21 protein-coding genes and 1 riboswitch are annotated in these 21,463 nt (G+C 34.4%); of the genes, 11 read left to right on the top strand and 10 right to left on the bottom strand.

Features of this window, described 5'->3' with window-relative positions:
* The first annotated feature begins 1 nt into the window (after nt 1).
* Nucleotides 2-1,450 carry a cardiolipin synthase gene (cls, locus tag LBU54_RS06470; protein ID WP_224527463.1) on the top strand — a complete coding sequence of 483 codons (1,449 nt, stop codon included), beginning with the start codon at nt 2-4 and terminating at the stop codon, nt 1,448-1,450.
* A gap of 3 nt (nt 1,451-1,453) precedes the next feature.
* Here the strand turns inward: cls and LBU54_RS06475 are convergent, their stop codons facing one another.
* Nucleotides 1,454-2,032 carry a tetratricopeptide repeat protein gene (locus LBU54_RS06475; protein ID WP_224527465.1) on the bottom strand — a complete coding sequence of 193 codons (579 nt, stop codon included), beginning with the start codon at nt 2,030-2,032 and terminating at the stop codon, nt 1,454-1,456.
* Nucleotides 2,033-2,185: 153 nt separating this feature from the next.
* Between LBU54_RS06475 and rpmH the strand changes: the two genes are divergently transcribed.
* The 3 genes from rpmH (at nt 2,186) to LBU54_RS06490 (ending at nt 6,232) form a co-directional block, all read left to right on the top strand.
* Nucleotides 2,186-2,347, top strand: coding sequence for a 50S ribosomal protein L34 (gene rpmH / locus LBU54_RS06480; RefSeq protein ID WP_224527467.1), 162 nt, complete (start codon nt 2,186-2,188; stop codon nt 2,345-2,347).
* Nucleotides 2,348-2,445: 98 nt separating this feature from the next.
* The gene (gene carB / locus LBU54_RS06485) at nt 2,446-5,298 is read left to right on the top strand and encodes a carbamoyl-phosphate synthase large subunit (RefSeq protein WP_224527469.1); all 2,853 of its coding nucleotides are present in this window, start codon (nt 2,446-2,448) and stop codon (nt 5,296-5,298) included.
* A 73-nt stretch (nt 5,299-5,371) separates the two neighbouring features.
* Nucleotides 5,372-6,232 carry a T9SS type A sorting domain-containing protein gene (locus LBU54_RS06490; RefSeq protein ID WP_224527471.1) on the top strand — a complete coding sequence of 287 codons (861 nt, stop codon included), beginning with the start codon at nt 5,372-5,374 and terminating at the stop codon, nt 6,230-6,232.
* A gap of 42 nt (nt 6,233-6,274) precedes the next feature.
* Here the strand turns inward: LBU54_RS06490 and LBU54_RS06495 are convergent, their stop codons facing one another.
* The 5 genes from LBU54_RS06495 to LBU54_RS06515 all read right to left on the bottom strand — a co-directional run bounded on the left by LBU54_RS06495 (nt 6,275) and on the right by LBU54_RS06515 (nt 11,208).
* Nucleotides 6,275-6,811, bottom strand: coding sequence for an acyl-CoA thioesterase (locus LBU54_RS06495; RefSeq protein WP_224527473.1), 537 nt, complete (start codon nt 6,809-6,811; stop codon nt 6,275-6,277).
* 31 nt (nt 6,812-6,842) lie between these two features.
* On the bottom strand, nt 6,843-8,159 hold the full coding sequence (gene rmuC / locus LBU54_RS06500; RefSeq protein WP_224527474.1) for a DNA recombination protein RmuC: 1,317 nt from the start codon (nt 8,157-8,159) through the stop codon (nt 6,843-6,845).
* Nucleotides 8,160-8,239: 80 nt separating this feature from the next.
* Entirely contained in the window at nt 8,240-9,031 is a 792-nt protein-coding gene (locus tag LBU54_RS06505) for an ABC transporter ATP-binding protein (protein WP_224527477.1), read from the bottom strand.
* Nucleotides 9,031-10,059 carry a FecCD family ABC transporter permease gene (locus tag LBU54_RS06510; RefSeq protein ID WP_224527480.1) on the bottom strand — a complete coding sequence of 343 codons (1,029 nt, stop codon included), beginning with the start codon at nt 10,057-10,059 and terminating at the stop codon, nt 9,031-9,033. The genes LBU54_RS06505 and LBU54_RS06510 overlap by 1 nt, the downstream gene beginning before the upstream one ends.
* Entirely contained in the window at nt 10,060-11,208 is a 1,149-nt protein-coding gene (locus tag LBU54_RS06515) for an ABC transporter substrate-binding protein (protein ID WP_224527483.1), read from the bottom strand. It lies immediately after the preceding gene.
* Nucleotides 11,209-11,397: 189 nt separating this feature from the next.
* A riboswitch (cobalamin riboswitch) is annotated at nt 11,398-11,590 on the top strand.
* Between the two features lie 142 nt (nt 11,591-11,732).
* Between LBU54_RS06515 and LBU54_RS06520 the strand changes: the two genes are divergently transcribed.
* A complete protein-coding gene (locus LBU54_RS06520; RefSeq protein WP_224527486.1) occupies nt 11,733-13,667 on the top strand; it encodes a TonB-dependent receptor plug domain-containing protein in 1,935 nt (644 codons plus the stop codon).
* A gap of 32 nt (nt 13,668-13,699) precedes the next feature.
* Here the strand turns inward: LBU54_RS06520 and LBU54_RS06525 are convergent, their stop codons facing one another.
* The gene (locus tag LBU54_RS06525) at nt 13,700-15,187 is read right to left on the bottom strand and encodes a S41 family peptidase (RefSeq protein ID WP_224527490.1); all 1,488 of its coding nucleotides are present in this window, start codon (nt 15,185-15,187) and stop codon (nt 13,700-13,702) included.
* Between the two features lie 156 nt (nt 15,188-15,343).
* Here LBU54_RS06525 and LBU54_RS06530 point away from each other — a divergent pair, with 156 nt between their 5' ends.
* The 4 genes from LBU54_RS06530 to LBU54_RS06545 are packed head-to-tail and all read left to right on the top strand — an operon-like array spanning nt 15,344 to nt 17,478.
* Nucleotides 15,344-15,853, top strand: a complete 510-nt coding sequence (locus LBU54_RS06530) for an RNA polymerase sigma factor (RefSeq protein WP_224527492.1) — start codon at nt 15,344-15,346, stop codon at nt 15,851-15,853.
* Nucleotides 15,840-16,334 (top strand): hypothetical protein, encoded by a 495-nt coding sequence (locus LBU54_RS06535; RefSeq protein ID WP_224527494.1) that lies wholly within the window; start codon nt 15,840-15,842, stop codon nt 16,332-16,334. The genes LBU54_RS06530 and LBU54_RS06535 overlap by 14 nt, the downstream gene beginning before the upstream one ends.
* Before the next feature lie 19 nt (nt 16,335-16,353).
* The gene (locus LBU54_RS06540) at nt 16,354-16,926 is read left to right on the top strand and encodes a DUF4252 domain-containing protein (RefSeq protein ID WP_224527496.1); all 573 of its coding nucleotides are present in this window, start codon (nt 16,354-16,356) and stop codon (nt 16,924-16,926) included.
* 6 nt (nt 16,927-16,932) lie between these two features.
* Nucleotides 16,933-17,478, top strand: coding sequence for a DUF4252 domain-containing protein (locus tag LBU54_RS06545; protein ID WP_224527498.1), 546 nt, complete (start codon nt 16,933-16,935; stop codon nt 17,476-17,478).
* Between the two features lie 20 nt (nt 17,479-17,498).
* Here LBU54_RS06545 and LBU54_RS06550 read toward each other — a convergent pair whose 3' ends face one another.
* The 3 genes from LBU54_RS06550 to LBU54_RS06560 are packed head-to-tail and all read right to left on the bottom strand — an operon-like array spanning nt 17,499 to nt 19,712.
* Complete coding sequence (locus tag LBU54_RS06550) at nt 17,499-17,720, bottom strand: hypothetical protein (RefSeq protein ID WP_224527500.1); 222 nt, start codon at nt 17,718-17,720, stop codon at nt 17,499-17,501.
* Complete coding sequence (purB, locus tag LBU54_RS06555) at nt 17,720-19,063, bottom strand: adenylosuccinate lyase (RefSeq protein ID WP_224527502.1); 1,344 nt, start codon at nt 19,061-19,063, stop codon at nt 17,720-17,722. Before purB ends, LBU54_RS06550 begins: the two co-directional genes overlap by 1 nt.
* A 55-nt stretch (nt 19,064-19,118) precedes the next feature.
* Entirely contained in the window at nt 19,119-19,712 is a 594-nt protein-coding gene (locus LBU54_RS06560; RefSeq protein WP_224527504.1) for an adenylosuccinate lyase, read from the bottom strand.
* Between the two features lie 42 nt (nt 19,713-19,754).
* Between LBU54_RS06560 and LBU54_RS06565 the strand changes: the two genes are divergently transcribed.
* A complete protein-coding gene (locus LBU54_RS06565) occupies nt 19,755-20,234 on the top strand; it encodes a heme-binding domain-containing protein (RefSeq protein WP_224527507.1) in 480 nt (159 codons plus the stop codon).
* Entirely contained in the window at nt 20,231-21,463 is a 1,233-nt protein-coding gene (locus LBU54_RS06570) for a glycosyltransferase (protein ID WP_224527510.1), read from the top strand. The genes LBU54_RS06565 and LBU54_RS06570 overlap by 4 nt, the downstream gene beginning before the upstream one ends.

Below are 21,463 nucleotides of genomic sequence, written 5' to 3' on the forward strand. Positions count from 1 at the left end.
CTTGGAGTTTGTAAAAGACAACTTCATTTATATTTTATTTGGGCTAAATTATTTTTTAGCGCTATTAGCAACAATAACGTTGCTTTTCCAAAAGATTAATCCAACAAAAACATTGACCTACATTATTGTTTTGTTGGTTTTTCCATTTGTAGGGTTACTCGTTTATTACTTCTTTGGTCAAGATTATAGAAAGACCAAGATTTTTAACAGAAAACACGTACTTAACCAATCTGTAATTGCCAAAATTCAGAATGAATTGGAAATTGATACACAGGCAATTTCTGAAGTAGATGAGCTACTCGAAGAGAAGTCAAAGTTAATCCGTTTGTTATATAATAGTCAAAGCTCAAAATTAACCCTAAAAAATGATGTTCAGGTTATATGTAACGGAGATGAAAAATTAAGGTTACTTCTTGAGGATTTAAAAACAGCAAGGAATCATATTCATCTAGAATATTTTATCATTAAAGATGACGAGACTGGTACTGAGGTTTTAAATCTACTTTCAAAGAAGGCAGAAGAAGGTGTGGAGGTAAAAATAATTATTGATGATGTTGGAAGTAAGATTTCAAATGGACGATTGTCTTCACTGAGGAAAAGTGGTGTTATTATTTACAAGTTCATGCCAGTACTTTTTTCAAGATTTACAGGACGGATGAATTATAGGGATCATCGAAAAATTCTAATTGTAGATGGTAAAATTGGTTACGTTGGAGGTATTAACATTTCCAACAACTATATAAATAGTAGAAATCAAAGATTTTGGAAAGATACCCACTTGAGAATTGCTGGGGAGGCAGTGCATCAACTTCAGATTTTATTTTTTACAACATGGGATTTTGTAAGTCAAGGAGAATTACAAATTAGAGAAGCTCATTTTCCAAGGATAGATATAGAATCAAAAATTCCATTACAAATTGCTGCGAGTGGCCCAGATACAGATTGGTCTAATATCATGGAGTCTATCTTCGTTGCAATAAATAATGCCGAAGACTTTATTTATATAACAACACCGTACTTCATACCTAATGATGAGATAGTCACCGCATTACAAGTTGCTTCAAGAAGCAATATCAAAGTTAAAATCATAATACCGAAGAAGTCTGATTCATGGATTGCAGAGTATGCAACAAATTCCTACATAGAGAAGTTACTGGAAGCTAGTGTTGAAGTATATCAGTACCATAAAGGTTTCGTTCACAGTAAGACTATGATTGTAGATGATGTTTTTTGTACTGTAGGTACTGCAAATATGGACTACAGAAGTTTCAACATAAACTTTGAGGTAAATGCTTTGATTTACAATAGACTAATTAGTAGTCAAATTAAAGCCATGTTTAATGAGGATTTGAAGAATTCAAAAAAAGTTGAACCAAACGAGTGGGAAAGGCGTTCTAATAAAGAGAAGTTTCTAGAAGGATTCGCTCGACTTATGGCGCCATTACTCTAGGAATTAACGTCTGCTTCTGCGGTGTTGCCTTGCAGAAGTTGGTTGGCCGTAATGTTGTTTTGGTATAGAAGCCTTTTTCATCTGTTGTTTCATCATTTTAATTTGGTCGGCTAACATGTCACGCTTATCTAATTTTTCTGCTTCAGATAACAGTTTCTGTGCTTCTTGTTTACGTCTTTTAGAAAATGCAATTCCTGCTAGGTTCAATTTAGCCATTGCTAAATCGTGGTCCATTGATAGTCCAAGACTAATAGCCTTTTTAAAGTACTTTTCAGCTTCATTCATATTGGTTTGCGAAACCATGATACCATTAAGGTAATTTAGATAACCTTGTTGTTTCTTTACCAACGCACCTTCTGGGTTTTTAATTTTGTCCAACCATTTTTTAGCACCTGTAAAGTCCTGCTTACGCAATCTTAAAAAAGCAAGTAGAATAATTTCATTTTTAAAATACAAAAAAATAAAGATGGTAGAAAAGAGAATATACATAATGCCATTACCAATGTAACCCTCGGTAAATTGATAGATGGCATAAGCTATTATAAGTGCAGCAAGAACAAGTTTAATATTTTTATTGAACATTTATACGTGTTTTAAGAGAGGTCAAAGTTAATAAAAAGTAATAGAAATATTTTTAAACAGGCTCTTGTTAAAGTAAAAAGTTGTTGTATATTTGCACGCGGTTTGAAGAAAACCGCATTGATATAAGTATAAAAGATTTAAAAAGATAGGGCAATGCCAAAAAGAACGTTTCAACCATCGAAAAGAAAGAGAAGAAACAAGCACGGTTTCAGAGAAAGAATGGCTTCTGTTAATGGAAGAAAAGTCTTAGCTCGTAGAAGAGCGAAAGGAAGAAAGAAATTGTCTGTATCTTCAGAATCAAGACATAAGAGATAATGATTAACAATTGTTAATATTTTAAAGGTGTTACTTAGGTGTAACACCTTTTTTTGTACCCTTTTGATAAGTATTTTTGCTCACCAAAACTAATACTCATGCCAAAAAACACAAACATCAAATCTATTTTACTAATCGGTTCAGGTCCTATCATTATTGGTCAAGCCTGTGAGTTCGATTATTCAGGATCCCAAGCGCTACGTTCGTTAAGAGAAGATGGGATTGAGACCGTTTTAATCAACTCCAATCCAGCAACCATCATGACAGATCCAACCATGGCAGATCATGTTTACCTTTTACCATTAACAACAAAATCAATAATAAAGATTTTAAAGGAACATCCGCAGATTGATGCAGTTCTGCCAACAATGGGTGGACAAACGGCTTTAAACTTGTGTATTGAGGCAGATGAAAAGGGTATTTGGGATGATTTTAATGTTGATATAATCGGTGTTGATATAGATGCCATTAATATTACAGAAGACAGGGAAAAGTTTAGAGAGTTAATGACAAAAATTGGTGTTGGCATGGCACCTCAGGCAACTGCAACCTCTTTTCTTAAAGGAAAAGAGATAGCTCAAGAGTTTGGTTTTCCTTTATGTATTAGAGCATCTTTTACCTTAGGTGGAGCAGGTGCTTCCATCGTTTATAATGAAGACGAATTTGATGAATCCTTAACGAGAGGACTGGAAATTTCTCCCATACATGAGGTTATGATTGACAAAGCTATGATGGGATGGAAAGAATATGAATTAGAGTTGTTAAGGGATAAAAATGATAATGTTGTAATTATCTGTACCATTGAAAACATGGATCCTATGGGAATTCATACAGGAGATTCTATTACGGTGGCGCCTGCAATGACTCTGTCAGATAAAACATTCCAAAAAATGCGTGATATGGCCATTCATATGATGCGCAGTATTGGAGATTTTGCAGGTGGGTGTAACGTTCAGTTTGCTGTTAGTCCAGATGAAGAAGAAGAGATTATTGCCATAGAAATTAATCCACGGGTTTCTAGGTCTTCTGCATTGGCAAGTAAAGCTACGGGTTATCCAATCGCCAAAGTAGCGGCAAAACTCGCACTAGGTTACACACTAGACGAACTGAGTAATCAAATAACAAAGTCAACATCGGCTCTATTTGAACCTACTTTGGACTATGTGATCGTTAAAATTCCACGTTGGAATTTTGACAAGTTTGAAGGGTCTGACCGTACATTAGGATTGCAAATGAAAGCCGTTGGAGAAGTAATGGCAATTGGACGTTCCTTCCAGGAGGCATTGCACAAGGCTACGCAATCACTAGAAATCAAGCGAAATGGATTAGGAGCAGACGGCAAGGGTTATAAGAATTATGACCAAATCATTCAAAAATTGACTAAAGCTAGCTGGGACAGGGTTTTCGTAATTTATGATGCCATACAAATGGGTATCCCATTGAGTCGTATACACGAGATCACGAAAATAGATATGTGGTTTTTAAAGCAGTATGAAGAACTGTTCCATCTTGAACGTGAGATTTCTACATATAAAATAGATTCTATTGAAAGAGAATTGCTTCTGGAAGCAAAGCAAAAAGGTTATGGAGATCGCCAAATTGCTCACATGCTTGGATGCTTAGAAAGTCAAGTTTATAATAAGAGGCGTGAATTCAATATCAATCGAGTATATAAATTAGTTGATACCTGTGCAGCAGAATTTAAGGCAGAAACACCGTATTATTATTCAACTTTTGAAAGTGAAGTAGAAGATGCGAATGGCGACGTTTATGTTGCAAATGAAAGTGTTGTTACAGACCGAAAGAAAATAATAGTCTTGGGTTCTGGACCAAATAGGATTGGCCAAGGAATTGAGTTTGACTACTGCTGTGTTCACGGAGTTTTAGCTGCATCAGAATGTGGTTATGAAACAATCATGATTAACTGTAACCCTGAAACGGTATCAACAGATTTTGATATTGCGGATAAACTTTATTTTGAACCTGTTTTCTGGGAGCATATTTATGATATAATTCAACATGAAAAGCCAGAAGGTGTAATTGTACAATTGGGTGGGCAAACAGCGCTTAAATTGGCAGAGAAATTAGAACGTTATGGTGTAAGAATAATGGGAACGAGTTTCCAATCACTTGATTTGGCAGAAGACAGAGGTAATTTCTCAACCTTGTTAAAAGACAATAACATTCCTTACCCTGAGTTTGATACAGCACAAAGTGCCGAAGAAGCTCTTGAAGTGGCAGAACGGTTAAATTTTCCAATATTAGTTCGTCCGTCTTATGTCTTAGGTGGACAAGGCATGAAAATTGTAATAAATAAGAAAGAATTAGAGGAGCATGTAATTGACCTCTTAAAATCTATTCCAGGGAATAAGTTGCTACTAGACCATTATTTAGATGGCGCAATAGAAGCAGAAGCAGATGCTATATGCGATGGTGAAAATGTCTATATAATTGGTATCATGGAACATATAGAACCATGTGGAATCCACTCTGGTGATAGTAATGCTACATTGCCACCTTTTAATTTAGGTGAATTTGTGATGCAACAAATCAAAGACCACACAAAGAAAATCGCTCTGGCGTTAAATACGGTTGGTTTAATAAATATCCAATTTGCCATAAAGGACGATACGGTATACATAATTGAAGCTAATCCAAGAGCTTCTCGTACAGTACCGTTTATTGCAAAGGCCTACGGAGAACCTTATGTTAATTATGCGACTAAAGTAATGTTAGGGCACAAAAAACTAAGTGATTTTGATTTTAAACCTCATCTAGATGGATATGCCATAAAGCAACCTGTATTTTCATTCAATAAATTTCCAAATGTGAATAAGCAACTTGGTCCTGAAATGAAAAGTACAGGTGAGAGTATTTTGTTTATTGATAGCCTCAAGGATGATGAATTCTATGATCTATATGCACGTAGAAAAATGTATTTAAGTAAGTAAATTCTTTCTATCTGTTAAAGTTAGCGTGGTATTTGCTTTATTATTACTAACTTAGCTTTAAAATAACCTACATATGAAGCGAACTTTACTTTTATTTTCCACTTGTTTAATCACTTTTAGTTTAACAGCCCAAGTTACCTTAAACCAAGTAGATGATTTCCAGGATGGAACAACACAAAACTGGAGAATTGGTGGCGCTGGTAATGCGACTGATGGGCCAATCAATGTAACTAATGGTGGGCCAAGTGGAGCTGGAGACAATTGCTTACAATACACATCTACAGGTACAGCAGGCGTTGCTAGTAAAATGGTGTTTTTTTCTCAAAATAACCAATGGAGCGGTGATTTCATAACTCAAGGTATAGATCAAATCAATTTTGATGTTAATGTGCAAACAAATGCACTTAACTTAAGAATTGCATTGCAAGGCAGTGGTACACGTATTTGCTCGACTAGTGCAATAAATGTGCCTGCTACTGGTAATTGGTCAAATATTACAATACCGATTGATCCTTCTGATTTTACCATTGTTTCAGGTGGAGTAGATGCTGCTACCGTATTGTCTAATGTTCAAACCCTGAGAATTTTGAGCAGTTCCACACCAACTTGGGATGGACCTGATGTAATAGCAGCAATAATACAAGTAGACAATATCTTGGCATCCTCATCTTTGAGTATTCCAGAATTTCAAAATCAAAACACCGAATTCACAATTTCACCTAATCCAGGTAAAAACAGTTTAAATATAAAATTGCCAACTTCAAACGGTGATATGAAGCTCGAGGTATTTGATGTTTTAGGTAAACGTGTTTACCAAGGAATCATTACTCAACTCCAATCATCAGTTAATGTTTCTAATTGGAGAAGCGGTGTGTATTTGGTACGAGTTTCAAATAACGAAAGTGTACAAACAAAGCGTTTCATAAAACAATAAAATTTTTAAAATAAAAAAAGCCATTTAATGGCTTTTTTTATTTTAAAAATCTACTCTAACACGATAGTTCTGAAGTAAGTCTAAATGGTCACTAACATTTTTGTAAACTGAACTCAAGGCTTTATTCTTTTTAGATTCGCTTTCTTGTCGTTTTATTGCTTTGATAAATCTCTTGGCGTCTATTTTAGAGTCCAATCTTAAGCCAGGTACTTGGGCTGTTTTGCCATTTTCATCTATGGCTACCATGGTAAAATAGGATGAATTACAATGCTTTTTTTTACCAGTTCTGATGTTTTCAGACTCAACACGAATGCCAACAACCATAGAAGAAGTGCCGACATAATTAATAGATGCTTTCATGGTAACCAGTTCGCCAACCTCAATTGGGTTTAGAAAGTTTACTTTATCTACTGATGCTGTAACACAGTAACTCCCAGAATGTTTTGAGGCGCAGGCAAATGCAATTTGGTCCATAAGACTTAAAATATATCCACCATGTATTTTTCCACCAAAATTAGTATAGGAAGGTAACATGAGTTCCGACATTTGAATTCTTGAATCGTTGACCGCCTTGAACATTACAAATTCACATTTATTAAATAACCTATTCTCAATCTTCGGTTGCGCGTTTTATTATATTTTCAGGAAGTGATTTTTTTGCTTTTGCTCCCATTTTTTTAATTTTCTCAACGCGTGAAATTAAATTTCCTTTTCCTTCAACAAGTTTATTCATTGCAGAAGAATAATCGCTTTTTGCTGCATCTATTTTTTTACCAACACCAGTTAAGTCGCTTACAAGGCCTTCAAACTTATCGTATAAAGCACCAGCTTGTTTGGCAATTTCAATTGCATTCTGTTGTTGTTTCTCATTATTCCACATGGTATCTATTGTTCGTAATGTGGCAAGAAGTGTTGACGGCGTAACAATTACAATGTTTTGCTCAAAAGCTTTATTATAAAGCGTGTTGTCTTCATTTATAGCAACTGCAAATGCAGGTTCAATAGGAATAAACATCAATACGAAATCAGGCGATTCAATATCATACAGATCTTGATAATTTTTTGCGGAAAGCTGATCTACATGCTTCTTTATAGAATTTACATGAGCCTTTAGGAAAAGTTCTCTTTGGTCATCTTCTGCATTGACCATACGCTCATAATCTGTTAGAGACACCTTAGAATCAATAATCATTTTCTTTGAGTCTGGCAGGTGTAAAACAACATCTGGCATGACGCGAGTGCCATCGTCTCGCTGAAAATTTTGTTGTACAAAGTACTCTCTGTCTTTTTCTAACCCTGATTTTTCAAGTACTCGTTCTAAAACCAACTCGCCCCAATTCCCTTGTGTTTTACTGTCTCCTTTTAGTGCCTTTGTTAAATTTGTTGCCTCTTTAGCCATTTGCTGATTAAGGTCTTTTAGGCCTTTTAATTGCTCTTCTAATGCAGAGTGCATTTTTACACTTTTTAGTTGTGTGTCCTCAACTTTTTTCTCAAAGCCTTGGATTTTTTCTTGTAAGGGATTGAGTATGTTTTTTATGTTCTCCTTATTCTGTTCTGTAAATTTGTTTGATTTCTCTTCTAATATTTTATTGGCAAGTAATTCAAAGTCTTTTCTGAGTTGCGCTTGGCGCTCTTCCAATTCTTCATCACGTTTTAAATTTTGTTGTTGAAGATTCTCGAGCTCTGTATTACGTTTGGATAATTGAGAATTTAGAAACTCTTTATCTTTTCGTATTGATTCTCGCTCTAGCTCAATCTTTTCAACATTATGTTTTAATTCTGAAATAGTATTGCTAAGCTGACGTTGCCGTTCCTCTAAAGCACTTTTATCTCCTTTACTTTTTAATTTGGCAAATTGCATTCCTAAAAAGGCGCCAATGCTCGCAGAAATAAGAATAGCTATTAAAATTAAGAGGGTATCATTCATTATTAAAAGTGTATAATTCAAAGATAGCCTTTAAAAACCTAAAATGAAATTGGTAAAATCTATCAATTTATTAACAATTACTATTTACTTACCCTGAAACTTCCTGTTGCATTATCAAAGGATATGAGATCCTTCGGGAAAAGCGATTCAAATACACCATTAGATATCAAATTGCATGGTTGATCACAAATTACTGCTTCTTTTGTCATTACAATCATGGTATCACAAAGTTGAATAGCCAAATCAATTTCGTGTGATGAAAACAAAATAGTCTTGCCTGTTTCTTTGGCGAGGTGTTGAAGCAATTTTAATATGTATGCCTTATGGTACATATCTAAATGTGTGGTAGGTTCATCAAGAACTATGATATCCGTATCTTGGGCTAAAGCTCTAGCAATCATGACTTTTTGAAATTGGCCATCACTTAACTCAAAACATTTTTTATCCTTTAAGTCAGAAATGTTTACCAGCTTTAGTGCGTTATTTACAATGTTTTCATCGCTGGTGGTTAAATTACCGATCCAATTGGTGTAAGGATGTCTACCTAAAGCAACTAATTCATATACAGATAGATTCTTAGAGGTCAGTTGTTCAGTTAATACAATACTTAGTTGTTTGGCAAGATCTGTAGAATCTATCGATATTAAGTCTTGATTATTTATAGTGATGTTACCCGAAATAACGGGTTGGACTTTGATAATAGTTCTTAGTAAGGTTGACTTGCCAATGCCATTTGCACCGACAAGCCCGATGAGTTGCCCCTTTTTAAGTTCAAAATTGATGTCTGAAGCTACTACTAACTTGGATCTATTAGTTAAATAACCAATTGCGAGATTGGTTGTACTTAGAATAATAGTTTCATTTTCTACCATTAAAACATCATTTTACGTTGTCTAACTAATAACCAAATTACAACAGGAGCACCAATTAATGCTGTAATTGCGTTTATTGGTAAGATATAATCGCTCGCAGGAAGTTGGGCTATACTATCACAAATAAGCATTACAATTGAGCCATACAGGCATACTGCAGGCAATAAGACTCTATGGTTAGAGGTTTTAATAATCTGACGTGTAAGGTGTGGGATAGCCAAACCGATAAATGCAATAGGACCAGCAAATGCGGTGATTGTACCTGCAATAATACTCGTTGAGAGTATTATAACCATTCTACTCTGTTTTAAATTTAGTCCTAAACTTTTCGCATAGTTATCACCTAATAATAAACTATTTAAATCTTTAATGGAAAAAATCGCTAGTAGTATACCAATAACATAAAGTCCAAAGAAAATAGTCAATTCATTCCAAGAAAGATTGCTTAAACTTCCAAAACCCCAAAAAATATATTGTTGAAGCTGCTCGGCGGTGCTGAAATAGGAAAGTACACTCACAATTGCTGCTGTAATACTACCAAACATTAAACCAATAATTAGAATAGCCATTGTGTCACGCACTTTGCTAGAAACGGCTAAAACAGCTATGAGAACCAGTAAACTGCCAATACTTGCTGCAATTACAATGCTCCACTTAGAAACAAGATAGGTTGCGAGAATGCCACCAAACAAACCTGATCCCAGAATAACTAAAGCTACACCCAAACTGGCCCCAGAACTAATTCCTAAAACAAATGGTCCGGCAAGAGGGTTTCTAAACAGGGTTTGCATTAATAATCCAGATACGCCCAATCCAGAACCAACCAATATTGCTGTTATAGCTTTAGGTAGTCTAAAATCCTGTATTATAATCTGCCAAGTTTTATTCTCTGCAGAACCGTACAAACCACTTACAATTTCATTTATGGGTATACGTATTGAACCTAAGCTTATATTAAGTAAAAAGCAAACTAACAAGGCTGCAGTTAGTAAAGCAAGTTGCTTATTATAGGACTTATTGCTTCTCAATTAATCAAGTTGTTTAAAGAAATACGGTTCGTAGTCTGGTAACAAGTTAGGGTGACAAATTTTTATTAAGTCCTGTAGTACTAAATCCGGCCTTGCCGTACCTAATTCATAGTATAATACACCACCTGTTGCACCAGTTGTATTGGAGAAAGTATAAACCCTCTTAGTTTGGAAAGCCTTAAATTTAGTATAAAGTGAATTTGCTTCCTCCAACTGCGCAAAACTTGAAAAATAGGAAGGGCTCAGCCATATATCAGCGTCCTTGGCTTGTTCGAAAACAGCTTCAAAACTTAAAGCCAAACTGCCATCACCAACAGTATCGCCCCATAAATAATTAACGTTAGCATCCTTTAGAAATTGACCTTCTGGGCTAGATCCGTTTGGTAAATACCACACATCTTTGTGCATAGCACCGCTTAATACTGATGGTAAGTCACCAGCTTGTGTCGCGAGTATTTTGGCTTCGTTATATCGTTTCTCAATTTGGTTGAAGATTGAGTCAGCTTCTCTTTCTTTCTTAAATAAAACGCCAAATAGTTTTATCCATTCGGCTTTGGCAAGGGCAGAGGATTCAACCCAGTCACCATTATAAATTACAGGAATCCCAGCTTTTTTTATGGTTTCAAATGTTTTATTAACGCCAGCAACTCCAAAACCAATCACTATATCAGGATCGATTTCTAAAAGAACTTCTGTATTTATTCCTTCGTTTTTACCCAATTCTCTTATTTCCCCGTTGTCAATTCGCATTCTCACTTTTTCAGAAGAAATATAGTCAGTACCTGGGAACCCAACCAGGGCATTCTCTACACTAAGTAATTCCAATGCAGGTATGTGGGTTGTTGAGGTTACCACTAGTTTTTCGATGTTCGTGTCAATAACAGCATCAAAAGTGTTTAAGTTAAAATCTATTTTTGCTTTATCATCAATGATACAATAACTATATTCCTTTTCGGCATTTGGCCATGGCGTTTTTATGGATATTATTTTGTAACCATCATAATAATTTGCACTAAAACCGCTGGCATATTTTAATTTTATTTCCTTACTGACTTTTGGGAATTTAACTGCAACATCATTATTGCATGATATTATGCAAACTAAAGATATCAGTAAGAAAATAGGTTTGATGTGTAACTTAAGTGGCATTGAATTACTTGTGCATTTTTTAAGTTTGAAAAAATTATAATCTAACAACCATGAGAGATGATTCAAATTTAACACTATATATTGTTGCAGGTGTAATCATTCTTCATTTTTTGATAGGATTTATATATCTCATTTATAAATTGAACAAAAAAAAGTAATACCCAATTCTTCCAATGGGTTAAAAATGCTATTTTCGCCATGAAATCTGGTTCGGCTTTAATTTTAAAGTCGATTAAAAGGGAATCTGGTGAAAATCCGGAACTGTTCCCGCAACTGTAAGCTACAAAGCTTGTTATTATACTTCATTGTCACTGGAATTATTTTCTGGGAAGACCAATAACAAGACGCAAGTCAGGAGACCTGCCAATTTCAGCATCGAAGCCAAACTTTCGGGATAAAAGTTTACTCGATATTCGAGTTTTTTACTTATAGACTTGTTAGTGACATAACTAATAGTTATTGGTCAAGTTCTGAATTAAAGTATTCGATATCGCTGTATGTTCTCTCGAACAATAAAATCTATAATGAACAAAACAAAGATGTTTTGTAGTGCGCTCTTTATTATGGGTATGCTATCAATTGGATCTGCACAAATTGAGCAAGATTCAATTAAAGTTGAACAGCTGAATGAAGTAGTTCTATCAGACACACGTTTTCCTATTCGGCGTGAAAATTCTGGTAAGGTAATTACAAAAATCACATCAAAAGATTTAGACAAGTTACAAGGACAATCTATTGCAGAAATTATTGGTAGAACGGTAGGAGTAGAAGTAAATGGTGTACGAAGTAATGCTGGACAAAACCTTCTTTATTTTGTCCGTGGTGGGCGTAATCGTCAGGTGCTTATTATGATTGATGGCGTACAGGTAACAGATCCCTCGCAAATTGCTAATGACTATGATTTACGCTTATTAAACGCTGATCAGGTTGAGTCGATTGAAATTCTTAAAGGCGCATCAAGTACCTTGTACGGTACAGGTGCAGCGAGCGCTGTAATTAATATTAAATTGAAAGAAGCTTCAAAAAAGGCATTTAATTTGAATTTAAGAAGCATAATAGGAACGAATCAATCTTCAGATGAAAATAACTATGCTTTAGAGGACTTCAGAAATAGTATTTCAATTAATGGGACAATAGGTAAGTTTAATTATTTAGCAAGCTTTGGACAGCAATTCACGGATGGATTATCTGCAATTCAAGGCGGTCAAGAATCAGATGCATTTAATAGTTACAACGCAAACGTAAAACTTGGTTATAGGTTTAGCAATAAATTTAAGATTAACACTTATGTTAGTTTAGATAATTACAAAGCTGATTTTGATGAGGGTTTTGCTTTGATGGATGCAGATAATGTAGCTATTTCAAAACAACACAGAATAGGATTGTCACCCGAACTTAAATACAAAAATGGAAGCTTTACAGTTAATGCAGCATATAATCAGGTAGAACGCCAATTTGAATCTAGTTTTCCTTCGCGTTTTAATGCACAAAGTGTCATTGTAGACGCTTTTAATCGTTATAACATTACTGATAAGTTTTATGCTGTTTTAGGACTTAATTATCAGGATAATAAGATGGAAAGTTTTTCTATACCCTATGGACAAAGTGAATTAAGTCAATCAATCGATCCTGAATTAGCCCAATTTACCATTACTGATCCTTATGTTAATGCCGTTTATATTTCTGATTTTGGATTAAACATCAATGCAGGTTTACGCTTAAATAACCACAGTGAATACGGGAGTCATCTGGTATATAGCGTGAATCCTTCTTATGCATTCGATTTAGACTTTGGTTATATTAAAGGGTTAGCAAGTTACAGTACGGCTTTTATTACACCATCTTTATTTCAACTATTTGAACCAAGTTTTGGAAATGCGTCATTAGAGCCAGAAGAAAACCAAACAATAGAATTTGGAACGGAAGTCGCAATAAATGACAAAGCTATTTTTAGCCTTGTATATTTTAGTAGGAATGAAAATAATTTTATCGATTTTGTAGATACAGGTGGTTTTGTATTTAGATATCAAAACATTGAAGAGTCCTTTACAGCGAGTGGTTTGGAATTTGTGGCGCAAGCCTCGTTGACTAAAAACCTAGATTTAAACTTAAATGTAACTTATACATCATTAAATGAAGATTTAAGTTTGAGAATACCAGAAATAAAACTTAATACTAGGTTAGACTATACTTTAGATGAAAAAACCCAATTAAGTCTGGCTTATCAGTATAATGATGATAGGGAGGATGCCGTATTTAACAACACAACTTTTGAAACTGAGTCAGTTAATTTAGATGCGTTTGGTTTGTTAGATTTCTATGTAAGTCATAAAATTTTAGACAATAGAATGACTCTTTTCGCGAACATCTCTAATATTTTCAATGTTTATTATCAAGAATTATTTGGTTTTACAACTAGAGGGCGTAATTTAAATTTGGGTATTAATGTAAATCTTTAATAAAAAAGCCACTTTTTGAAGTGGCTTTTTTATTATTCTATATACATCTCCTGTTCTAATGGGTGTATTAATTTACTCATATCTACTTCACGAGGTGTCTCATAGGACAAACTGAACTGTTCTAAACTTCGGCCCATGGTTCCTGTAATTTGGAATATAGCTTCCGCTAGAAGCGGTTCATCAGTATTACCCAATACACCTAAATTACCAGGAAATTCTGATACCAAGAAGTCAGGAGCTATACCATTTGAAGGCACTAATTGGTCATTCACATTTGACGAATTAGCAACTAATGGTTGAATTGCAAAGGTATGGTTGGGATTAATCCCTTCAGTAGAAAATAAGGTTGGAGAATCATAAACCGTTACTGAAGCTTGTGTTTTGCCTGCCGTATTTTCACCTATAACAACTACATCTATATAAGGTCTTAAACTATTGATTAATAGCTCGCTTGCAGAGGCAGTTCTTCTATTAGTTGTTAACACATAAACCTTAGATAGATTTAAATTGTTTAATAACCCACCTCCCTCAAATGCGTTGGTGAATAAATAATCTCTATTAAGACTAGAGAGATTGTCGTTATACTTTAGTTGAGAATAAACGGCACCATTAAATTGTCCAGTTATCATACTACCCAAATAAGTAGCGGTTTGTACGGATCCACCACCATTGTAGCGTAAATCAATAACTAATTCGTCGATATTTGCATTTTGCAACGTACCAAAGGCATCATTTAACTCTTCATTGAAGTTGCTATTGAAACCGTTATAAACAAGATAACCAATAGTTGTATTATCAACTTCAAGTATTTCTGTTAAGTGCACTGGATTTTCAACATAATTTACCTTGGTTAATGTTGTGCTAGAGCCATTAGGTATAATTGTATCGTCAGCTGCCTCAGCAGTACCATTATCATCATAGTCTGCAAAGTTTAAGGTATAAGAGGTTTGTCCTAATAAGGTATTTATGTTGTTGGTATTTAAATCTTGTCCATCAATAGACCTAAAAATCATGCCGCGTCGTAACCCCTCGCTATCGGCAGTACTATTATTTAAAACCAAGGTGATAGCCCCAAATACTTCAGTGGAACTTCCTGGCACAAAATAAAGATTGAATTCTAAACCGTTGGTAATTGTATTTCCTTGAAGCAAATTCTGCAGATCGAAGTAGTTAGCAAACAGTCTACTAAACTTATCGACATTTACAGGATCAAATAATAACGAAAAGAAAATATCGTCGGGCGATTCAAAATCGTTTAGATAGTCTACATACTCTTCATCGGAGGCAAATCTATCATCTGCTAAATCGGGTATTTCGGACTTGTAAAGGTATGTGGCATTCATACCTTTCCAAATAAAATCTGTTATTTCAGACGCATTAATTGCATTATCATCTAAGTCTTCAAAGCAAGCTGTGACCGTGAATAATGCAAAACAGCCCAACAGTAGGATTTTAATTTTTTTAATCACAATACGTTTACTCAACAGGTAATTGTGAAAATTCATTGAATTTTTCATCATTTTTCTTTTAGGGGTAGCAAAATTTTACTTCTGTTTGTAAAACTATAAATTTACTCACATTATTATTAAAAAAAAAACTTTGTAACAAAATGTAATGTCTATCGTCGTAAATATGAAGACGCAAAAGTTAAGTCTTTACAACCAATCAAATTAGTAATGAAACAAGCAGATTTTGTGAGTTTAGTCATGCCTTTTAAAGACAAAGTATTTCGTTTGGCAAAACGATTACTGGTGTCTAAAGAAGAAGCAGAAGATGCTACACAAGAGATTTTGCTGAAACTGTGGGGAAATAAGGAAAAGATTGGTGAGTATAAGAATGTAGAGGCTTTTTCTATGACAATGACAAAGAATTTTTGTTTGGATAGATTGAAATCCAAACAAGCGCAAAATTTAAAGATAGTTCACAGTAACTATACTGACAAAGGGTCCTCTTTACAAAAACAGGTTGAAGCAAAAGACAGTATAAATTGGGTGTCTAGGATAATGGAAGAGTTACCAGAACAACAAAAAATAATAGTGCAATTAAGAGACATAGAGCAATATGATTTTGCAGAAATTTCGAAGATGTTAGATATGAATGAAACAGCCATAAGAGTCGCTTTATCTCGAGCACGAAAAACAATACGAGAAAGATTAACTAATACACATAGTTATGGTATTAAATAATATAGATAAACTCATAGAAAAGTATAACAACGCGGAAACATCCCTAAAGGAAGAAGCACAATTAAGAGCTTATTTTAATAGTGATGATGTAGCACCACATTTGGAGCATTACAAGCCGTTGTTCCAGTACTTTTCTCAAGCACAAAAAGAGCAATACACTAAAGACGTTCCATTAAAACCTAAGAACAGAACAGTATTTTATCAGTGGATTTCTGTCGCAGCAATTGCAATTTTAATGCTAGGGATCTTTATTCCAAATTGGTTTGGAGGACCAAAAACGCTTGCAGATTATTCGCAAGAAGAACAAGAAATGTATCTGGAGGCTAAGGAAGCTTTGGCAATGCTTTCAGAAAATTTCAATCAAGGGACATCAAGTTTGAACGCACTAAACTTGGCATCCGAAAACTTTAATGTAGGCTTGAAAAAAGCTAGCCACATCACAGAGTTAAACGAAACAACAAATAAATTATTAAAGAATTAAAATTAAAAAACAAGAAATCATGAAAAAAGTTGTAGTAATAGTAGTAGCTATGATGTTTACATCAATCACCGCTTTTAGTCAAAGCGTATTTGATAAGTTTGAAGACTTAGAAGGTGTAACATCTGTTATCTTAAATCAGAAAATGTTTAAAATGTTAGCAACAATGGGTGTAGATATCGATGATCCTGAAACCAAAGAATATGCAGAAATGGCAAATAACATTACCGGGTTTAAGGTATTTACCACTGGAGACGAGAAAATTTCTGCGGATATGAAAACCACAGTAGATAGATATTTAAAATCTGCGGATCTCGAGGAATTAATGCGCATTAAAGATGGAGAACAAACGGTTAAGTTTTATGTCAAAGAGGGTAAAGATGATAATCATGTAAAAGAATTGTTAATGTTTATCACGGGTCTTAAAGAAATGACTAAAGATTCTAATATTGAAATTAACGGTGAGAAGCGTGAGTTTGAAACTGTAGTAATGACCTTAACTGGAGATATAGATTTACGACAAGTGTCAAAAATCACTAATCAAATGGATATTCCTGGTGGTGAGCAGTTAAAGAAAGCTGAAAAGAAAAACTAAATTATAATGACGCAATCAATCAAAAAATTAGTAGTAATGTTGCTTTTGGTTACAGCTTTTACAGGTTGTAACCAAGGGCCCACTTTACAAACGTATTACGTAGACAATGAATTGCAGCCTGGCTTTTCCTCATTTGATGTACCTGCAAGTGTAATAAACGTTGAGAAAGTTGAAATGACAGATGCCCAACAAGTAGCATACAACTCTGTAGATAAGCTTAATGTTTTAACCTTTGTGTTGAATGAAACCAATTCAGATGCATATAAAATTGAACTTGAAAAGGTTAATTCGATTCTCAAAAACCCGAAGTATGAAGAGTTGATGAGAGGATCAACAGCAGAGGGCAGATTTATTGTAAAATTTCTTGGAGAGTCTGAAGCGAGTATTGACGAATTGATACTTTTTGGAAGCGCAAGCGATAAAGGATTTGCAATTGCAAGAATCTTGGGTGATAATATGAATGCTGGGCAGCTTATGCAATTGGGTGATGTACTCCAAAAAGCAAATATAGAAGACTCCCAACTAGATGGGCTAACAGATTTTTTTAAATAAACTGACAAATATTTAAAATGTTATTTGGAATCGTCTTGAAATTTATTTTCAAGGCGATTTTTTCTATTTCTCAAGGCAAAATAAAGTGCTACAACAAGAAGTGCAATGGTGCCAGATATAAGTAAAAATTTTATGATTAAATAGTCAAGGACATCAAAAAGACCTGCAATAAAAAAGCCAATTGTAATTAAGGATACAAATATTAAAACTATCGTATTCTTATCTGTCGGAAACCAATTCATTATATTCCTGTGTAATTGCTTGGTGATATTGCCTTTAATTCCTCTTTAATGGATTTAGAAACATCTAGGGCATCAATGAAACCAGAAATAGATTCTTGTGTTATAGCTTCATTCGTTCTGGTCAATCCTTTCAAAGCTTCATAAGGATTAGGGTAGTTCTCTCGTCTTAATATGGTCTGAATTGCCTCTGCAACAACGGCCCAATTACTCTCAAGATCCTGTTCAAACTTGGTGCTATTTAGAAGTAGCTTATCAAGCCCTTTCAATGTAGATTTAAAACCAATTAATGTATGTCCAAACGGAACACCGACATTACGTAAAACAGTGCTATCTGTTAAGTCACGTTGTAATCTTGAGATTGGCAGTTTTGAAGATAGATGTTCAAAAATGGCATTTGCAATACCTAAATTACCCTCACTATTTTCAAAATCAATCGGATTTACTTTGTGTGGCATAGCAGAACTGCCAACTTCCCCCTTTTTGATTTTTTGTTTAAAGTAGTCCATAGAAACATAGGTCCAGATATCTCTGTCTAAATCTATTATAATGGTATTAATACGTTTTAAAGCATCAAAAAGAGCAGCCATATGGTCGTAGTGTTCAATCTGGGTAGTAGGGAAGGAATGCTGTAAACCCAACTTTTCTTGGACAAACTTAGTACCAAAAGCTTTCCAATTTATATCTGGATACGCAACCTTGTGCGCATTAAAATTACCAGTAGCGCCGCCAAATTTTGCCGCACTTGGGACATCATTAAGCAGATTGAATTGCTCTTTTAATCTAACGACAAATACCATTAGTTCTTTACCCAAACGTGTTGGGGAGGCTGGTTGGCCATGCGTTCTGGCTAACATTGGTACATTTTTCCATTCATCTGCAAGACTTTCAATTTTTTCAAGTAGTTTAAAGTATTCAGGAACATACACCTCATTCATGGCATCTTTGATGCTCAATGGAATAGCTGTGTTATTAATATCTTGAGAGGTTAATCCAAAATGGATAAATTCTTTAAAATCAGATAATCCTAAATTATCAAACTTCTCTTTTATAAAATATTCGACAGCCTTAACATCATGATTGGTGACCTTCTCAATTTCTTTAATGGCAGAAGCATCCAATGGTGTAAAACTCTTGTATATAGCACGTAAATCCTCAAAAATATCAGGTGAAATGGATTTTAGTTGAGGTAGTGGAACTTCGCAAAGTGCAATAAAGTATTCTATTTCTACTAAAACTCTATATTTTATTAGTGCTTCTTCAGAAAAATATTTACCAAGATTATCTACTTTAGATCTGTATCTTCCGTCAATTGGTGAAATTGCATTAAGCGATGTAATAGCCATTAGTTAGATTTAAAGCCTCAAAGATAAGGAAGTAAGTTAGAAGATTAAATAGACTTCATCGGATTTTGGACTTACATCTTGGAACGTTTACACCGAAATCTTGCAATATATATTTTGCTCTCGCTTTAAATGCTGCACTCTCTGAACTGTAATTTCTTTGTAAATTAAGTTTCAACTCGTTCTGGATCCAATCGAATTCGGTGCCCAATAAATACAGCGAACTCATACTATATGCTTTAACAGCTACTTTTTGATCAGTTATTAACCAATCAAAACAAATTTCAACCAGTGCTGCACGGTTGGATATGCTTAGGGCTTCAGTAATTACAGGTGCTTTTTTCTTGTAAAATAATTGAATAAGAATTTCAACTATTTTGGCACACGGCCTTATTGCCGAATCGAAACGTAGTCTTGATAGATTTGAAATAAAAAAGCCTATATGAGGAAGTATAAGGGCAATATTTTGCTTGCACACAAACTCCAAAATCCAAGCTGCTCTTATTGAGATCTTATTATTAACCGTAAACAAAATTTCAAGAAGTGGTTGAAGCAATTTGGGATTTTCCAGTATTAAATTTGCATACTTTGTTCTAGATTCGCGTGTAGCATTAACGTAATTTAATTCTCTATAAAGTTGGTCTTTTGTCAAACCGTTTCTTAATTTTGGCTCTTCTAAATTAGTTAAAAAATCATGATAAAAACACTTCTCAAAAAATTAGGATTAGCTATTTTTCTTGTATTTGTGGTTGCCCAGTTATTTGGTCCACAAAAAAATGATGGAGATATTGCTTCAATTGAACCATTTTTGGCGGATACCAACCCACCTGAGGACGTAAAAATGATTCTAAAAACAGCTTGTTTTGATTGTCATAGTGATTACACACGCTACCCATGGTATAATACCATCACTCCTGTAAACTATTGGTTAGCAGACCATATAAGACATGGGAAAGGAGATTTTAATGTGTCTAAATGGAATGAATACTCAGACAAGAAAAAAGATCATAAGCTTGAGGAACTAGCTGAAGAGGTAGAGGAAAAGCATATGCCATTACCGAGTTATACTTGGACACATAGGGATGCCGATTTATCACAAGAACAAATCAATGCTATAGTAGAATGGGTAAAAGTTGCAAGAATTAAGTATGCGTTTCAAAAAGAAGCACAGTGACCAATAAACTTCTTATAATTGGTTTTGTTTGGCCAGAACCAAAAAGTTCTGCTGCGGGAAGCAGAATGTTACAATTAATTGAACATTTTAAGGATCTGAATTACGAAATCACATTTTGTTCTATTGCTAATAGAACAAGTAAGAGTTTCAATTTAGAGACTCTCGGAATTGCAATAAACCAAATTGAGCTAAATAATTCGTCATTTGATGTTTTTATCAAAAGATTAAATCCAGATGTAGTTCTTTTTGACCGCTTCATGACTGAGGAACAATTTGGTTGGCGTGTTTTAGACCAATGCCCTAATGCAATAAGAATTTTGGACACTGAGGATCTTCATGGTTTACGAAAGGGCAGAGGCTTAGCTATAAAAGCTAACGAAGATTTTGATTTAAGACATCTATTCAATGATTTTACAAAACGTGAAATAGCTAGTATTTATAAATGTGATTTAAGTTTGATAATTTCAACTTTTGAAATGGAAATCCTAACGGAACGTTTTAAAATAGATCCAAGCATCCTTTATTATATTCCATTTTTAGTAAATCAGGTTGATGATCAACAAAAAGCCAGATTACCTGAATATGAAGACCGGCTAAACTTTTTAATCATTGGTAATTTTTTACACCAACCCAATTTAGATAGTGTACGACACTTAAAAACCACAATTTGGCCACTCATCAGGAAACAATTACCAGACACCCAATTGCATGTTTATGGTGCCTATGACTCTGCTAAAGTCACTCAAATGCATAGTGAAAAAGAAGGTTTTTTAATAAAGGGATTTGCTGATGATGTCCATGGAGTTATGCAGAAGATAAGAGTTAGCTTGGCACCATTACGTTATGGCGCTGGTTTAAAGGGTAAGGTGTTTGATGCTTTTAAGAATGGTACGCCTTGTATGATGTCTACAATAGCATCTGAAGGTATATTAGAAACTGATGAAGCTCCTTTATTAATTGATGACGACCCAAATCTATTTGCTAAAAAGGCAATAGACCTCTATATGAATTCGAAATTATGGTACAAGGCTCAACAATTGGGTTTTGATACCCTTAAGTCCAAATTTACGAGGGAAGATTTTGAACAAGGATTCTTAGAAAAATTGAATGCTATTAGAACTGGGCTAAAACAACACCGAGAAAAAAATTTTATTGGACAAATGCTTTTACATCAATCCATGCAGAGTACCAAATATATGAGCAAATGGATTGAGGAAAAGAATAAATGA

Origin of the sequence: Winogradskyella alexanderae (assembly GCF_020166335.1) — a bacterium.
Taxonomy (GTDB): Bacteria; Bacteroidota; Bacteroidia; order Flavobacteriales; family Flavobacteriaceae; genus Winogradskyella; species Winogradskyella alexanderae.